The sequence below is a fragment of the Eubacterium sp. CAG:161 genome, assembly GCF_000432355.1.
GTDB classification, from domain to species: domain Bacteria; phylum Bacillota; class Clostridia; order Lachnospirales; family Lachnospiraceae; genus Eubacterium_G; species Eubacterium_G segne.
Genome location: NZ_HF991859.1, coordinates 62,352 through 67,872, shown reverse-complemented (window position 1 = coordinate 67,872; position 5,521 = coordinate 62,352). Strand labels below are relative to the sequence as shown.

General features: G+C 35.7%; 3 protein-coding genes and 1 pseudogene. All 4 read left to right on the top strand.

Annotated elements, in window-relative coordinates:
• The first annotated feature begins 215 nt into the window (after nt 1–215).
• Nucleotides 216–2,351 carry a metallophosphoesterase family protein gene (locus Q5O30_RS04500; protein WP_021952563.1) on the top strand — a complete coding sequence of 712 codons (2,136 nt, stop codon included), beginning with the start codon at nt 216–218 and terminating at the stop codon, nt 2,349–2,351.
• 31 nt (nt 2,352–2,382) lie between these two features.
• Complete coding sequence (locus tag Q5O30_RS04495) at nt 2,383–3,522, top strand: YibE/F family protein (RefSeq protein WP_021952562.1); 1,140 nt, start codon at nt 2,383–2,385, stop codon at nt 3,520–3,522.
• A gap of 171 nt (nt 3,523–3,693) precedes the next feature.
• On the top strand, nt 3,694–5,001 hold the full coding sequence (locus Q5O30_RS04490; protein WP_021952561.1) for an ATP-binding protein: 1,308 nt from the start codon (nt 3,694–3,696) through the stop codon (nt 4,999–5,001).
• 69 nt (nt 5,002–5,070) lie between these two features.
• Nucleotides 5,071–5,521: pseudogene (locus Q5O30_RS04485) on the top strand (sodium-dependent transporter); the annotation flags it as partial.

Below are 5,521 nucleotides of genomic sequence, written 5' to 3'. Positions count from 1 at the left end.
CCCCTGCCGGTGGCAGTGGTAAAATTTTTGGAATATTTAAAATACAGGGAATAATTTTTACTTAAATTTAATATTACTCCTCCTTACAATTTAACATAGGGCAGATAAAATAAAACCCGATAAGGCTTATCAGACAAGTATTAAATTGAGAATTAAATACACAAAATGAAATGTGCATTTAGTAAAAGCCGTTATGGCAGAAGGAGAAAATTAATATGAGAAAAAAGAATATTGCCCAGATCGCAGCAATAGCTATGGCAGTAACAATGGCGGCTACATCAGCACCGGCTAATGTATTCGCATATGGAGAAACAAGTGGAAACAGCACATTATTCGCTGATACACAGAACATATCAGACTACAGCAATTGGAAAGATACGGTATGGAATATAAAAGATTCAGAGGGAAACCTTACAAGAGAAGGGGAAGCCTATGATTCATCAAAAATTATTCTTACACCGGGAAAAAACGCTAAGGATTTAGGATTTGCATGGTACTCCAAAGAAAAAGGTGAGCCGGCAGTTAAGGTTGGAAAGAAATCGGATTTAAGTGATGCAAAGGAATTTAAGGGAACAGCAACGGAAATTAATCGTTCAAACCAGAAAAATACATACAAGGCATCAAATAAAGTTGCAATAGAAGATTATTTTGAAGAAGACACTACTTATTATTACAGCTACACAGACGATGTTAGAAATCCAAACTGGAGTGAAGCAAAGGCATATACAACAAAGAAAACATCATCATTTCAGACAATTCTTGTAGGTGACCCACAGGTTGGAGCTTCAGGTTCAAAGGGACAGGGAACAGATGATGATTTAAACATTGCCGTTGACACTTACAACTGGAATAAGACATTGGAGCAGTCAAAGGTAACAGCACCAAATGCAAGCTTTATATTATCAGCAGGTGACCAGATTGATTATTCAGGAACAGACAGCTCAGATGGGAAGAATGTAAGAGAAAGCGAATATGCAGGATTTACATATCCTTCAATCTTGAGAAACCTTCCTTTGGCAACAACTATAGGCAACCACGAAAGCAAAGGAACAGATTACAAATTCCATTACAATAACCCTAATTCAGATGACAATTTAGGAAGCACGAATTCAGGCTCAGATTATTACTTTAGTTACGGGGATGTGTTGTTTATCAGTTTAAACAGTAACAACAGAAATACAGTAGAGCATAAGGAATTACTTAAAAAAGCAGTGGCAAGTCACAAGGATGCAAAGTGGAAAGTTGTTATGTTCCATCATGACATTTATGGTTCAGGTCAGCCACATTCTGATACAGACGGTGCTAACTTAAGAGTTTTGTTTGCACCTTTAATGGATGAGTTTGGAATTGATGTGTGCTTAACAGGTCATGACCATTCCTACGCAAGATCATACTTAATGGCAGATGGTACAGCAATAAATTATGGAGATTCCGTTGCAGTTAATCCGGAAGGAACGCTTTACATTGCAGCAGGTTCAGCCAGCGGAAGTAAGTTCTACAAATTAGCAACTACAAAACAGTATTACATTGCAGAGCGTTCTAATACACAGCTTCCAACATTTTCAACTATTGATTTTACAGATAATTCCCTTGTAATAAAGACATATGATTACAACGGAAATAAATATGCAGATGATTATACATTGTACAAAACAAATGATAATATCTCCATGAAAGAGTTAATAACCGAAGCAGAAAATGTTAAGAATGATGGTTATACAACACAGTCATGGGATACACTTCAAAAGGCAATTGAAAGTGCAAAAAATCTTATGCAGTACACAGGGGAAGATAAGGGTGCATTAGACCTTGTAAAGGCTTACGATAAGAACAACGACAATGACAATCCTGATGATATGCTTAACTACTATGGATATGCCCAGGGGGATTATCAGAAAGATAAAACAACAACTTTGAAGACAGGATTTTCCACATTGTTAGATAAGACAATGGATACGAAGCTTGTTATTGGTCAGAAAATATTTGAATACAACTACAATAACCTTTTAAAGGCAAAATCAGGCTTACAGAAGAAAGCTGAAACAAATAATGATGACAAAAAGGATGATAACAAGGTTAACAAGCCGGTACAGAAGTTGTCATTAAAGGCAGGCAGGAAGACAGTTAAAACAGGTAAGACAATTACTTTAAAGAAAGGTAAAACATTACAGTTAAAACTTACGGTAAACGGTGTTACAGGAAAGAACGTTAAATACACAACTTCAAACAAAAAGGTTGTAAGCATTTCTGCAACAGGAAAAATTAAGGCATTAAAGAAGAGCAAAAAAGCAGTAAAGATTACCGTAAAGTTTGGAAACAAAAAAGTTTCATTTAAAGTAAAGGCTAAATAGATAATCTGTTAAAGAATTGAGGATTAATTTAATGAAGAAATATTCAAATGTTATATTTGTTGTTTTCCTTATAATTTTCGCAGCAGGACTTTGGTTATTCAACTCCCGGATAACCAGAGTCCCTTTGCTATCTGATGACAATTTTAATTTCGTAAAGGGCGAAGTATTGGAAGTAACAGAGGATAATACAGCAGATAATCAGGTAAACGGTGGGAGCCAAAATGTAAAAGTGAAAATCAGATCCGGAAAATATAAAGGAAAAATCTGTGATGCTAACAATATGAATGGATACCTTTACGGAACATATTGTACAAAGGGAACAAAAGTAATCGTGCAGCTTAGCAGTTACAATGATGAATTGTCAGGAAGTATATATGGATATGACAGAGGAAACATTATTTGGGGGATTGTAGCTGTTCTAGCCATTGGATTATTTGCCGTAGGGGGAAAACGTGGCATTAAATCCATGCTGGCACTTATATTTACCTTTGTATGCGTAATATATCTATACATTCCCTTAATGTACATTGGCTGTTCGCCTTTCTGGGCAGCAGTTCTGGTGGTAATATTTGTAACGATAGTCTCCATATACCTTATATGCGGCTACAACAAAAAAGGAATTTGTGCCATTGCAGGTACCATACTTGGAGTTCTAATTGCCGGAATATTTGCCACGGTATTTGGAAAAATAACCCGTATAACCGGTTATAATATAGAAGATATAGAAACGATGGTATATGTTTCCCAAAACAGTAAGCTTCAAATAGGTGGAGTGTTTTTTTCAGGAATATTAATTGCTTCCCTTGGAGCAGTAATGGATGTGGCTGTTTCCATTTCTGCCACAATAGAGGAAATACATAACAAGCGACCTGAACTTACTGCAAAAGAGTTGTTTAAATCGGGTATACATGTGGGAAAAGATATGATGGGAACAATGTCTAACACATTAATATTGGCATTTACCGGCGGAGCAATAAACACGATGATACTTATTTACGCATATATGATGCCGTATTTGCAGATTATTAATATGTACTCCATTGGAATCGAGGTAATAAAAGGTATATCGGGAACACTTGGAATTATACTTACAGTACCGCTGGTTTCGGTAATTTCAGCGTGGATGTATGGAAAGAAGAATCCTCATGAACCAAAAAGCAATGAAGATTGAGTTTGTTATGTAAAAAAACAATTACGTCCTTAAAAATGTAACGAAACACACTTTTACGTCCTTAAAATGCAACAAAAATACATTTTTACGTCCTTAAAAATGTTGACGTGTAAAAATAACATGGATATAATTATATAAAAAGAAGGATAATAAAGAAAAGGGTGTGGTTGTATGAGACGTTTTGCATTGGAAAAATTAAAAAAATGGAAGGATAGTGAAAGCAGAAAACCACTTATTATACGAGGTGCCAGACAGGTAGGAAAAACATGGCTTATGAAGGAATTTGGAAGAGAGTGTTTTGAGAATGTGGCATATGTAAATTTTGACAGCAATGTCAGGATGAAGGGGGTTTTTGAAGGTCAGATTGATATTGAGAGAATAATACTGGCTATTGAAATTGAAACCGGTGTAACCATTGAAAGGGAAAATACGTTATTAATTTTTGACGAAATTCAGGAGGTTCCAAGAGCACTGTCATCTTTAAAGTATTTTTATGAAAATGCGCCGGAATATGCTATTGTGGCTGCCGGTTCTCTTTTAGGTGTAGCAATGCATAAAAAAACATCATTTCCTGTGGGAAAAGTTGACTTTATGGATTTGTATCCCCTTAATTTTCAGGAATTTTTATGTGCATTAGGAGAAGAGAGATATGTAGACATTCTCCAAGGTAAGGACACAGATATGGTAAATACCTTTAAAGATAAATATATAGATAGACTTCGTGAATATTACTATGTTGGTGGAATGCCGGAAGTGGTGCAAACCTACGTTGACACTAGAAATTTTAAAAAAGTAAGAGAGCTTCAAAAAAATCTTATAAATTATTATCAACAGGATTTTTCAAAGCATGCGGAGATGAATCTTGTTACAAGATTAAATCTGGTATGGAACTCAATTCCTATGCAGTTGGCAAAGGAAAACAAAAAATATATATATGGTCAGGTAAGGGAAGGTGCCAGGGCAAAGGATTTTGAATTGGCAATTCAGTGGCTTTTAGACTGTGGGTTAATTCATAAAGTACAGAGAATAAATAAGCCTTCGTTGCCGTTGAAGGCTTATATGGATTTAAATGCATTTAAAGTTTTTTTACTTGATATTGGTTTGTTAATTGCAATGACTGATTTAGATGTAAAAGTAATTCTAGAGGGAAATAAAATTTTTACAGAATTTAAAGGAGCCCTTACAGAGCAATATGTTTTACAACAATTAATTTCTGAAAATGGAGTAATGCCTTATTATTATTCAGCCACAAATTCTCAAGGGGAGATTGATTTTGTAGTACAGGGCAAAACTTCAGTTATTCCTATTGAAGTTAAGGCAGAAGAAAATCTCAGGGCTAAGAGCTTAAAGGCATTTTGCGATAAGTATAACCCAAAATTTGCAGTGAGAACTTCTATGTCCGATTATAGAAAACAGGATTGGATGACCAATATTCCTCTTTACAATATTGATAGAATAAGGGACTATCTTGAACAGTAAAAAGTTATAGGGGATTTCCACATTGTATGGTACAATATTTACCATACTAAAGGAAAGGAAATTCTAATAATGGAAAAAACGAGAGATGGCTTTAAGAGCCGGACAGGCTTTGTAATTGCCTGCATTGGCTCAGCCGTAGGTATGGGAAACATATGGAGATTCCCATACATGGTATCAGATTGGGGAGGAATGACATTTTTAATTCCATATGTTCTGTTTGTAATTTTAATTGGAGCATCGGGAGTTATCGAGGAAATGGCACTTGGTCGTGCGGCAAAGGGCGGACCTATTATAGCTTTTGGAAAGTGTACGGAAGTTCGTACCGGTAACAAAAAAATAGGAGAGAGAATAGGTATTATTCCGGTGATTGGCTCTCTTGCACTGGCAATCGGTTACACGGTAGTAGTTGGTTGGATTTTCAAATATACTTTTCTTGCCTTGTCAGGACAGTTAGCAGGCATGGGACAGGATATGGATGCCATAGGAGGTATGTTTGGAACCACTGCAACAAAATTCGGTA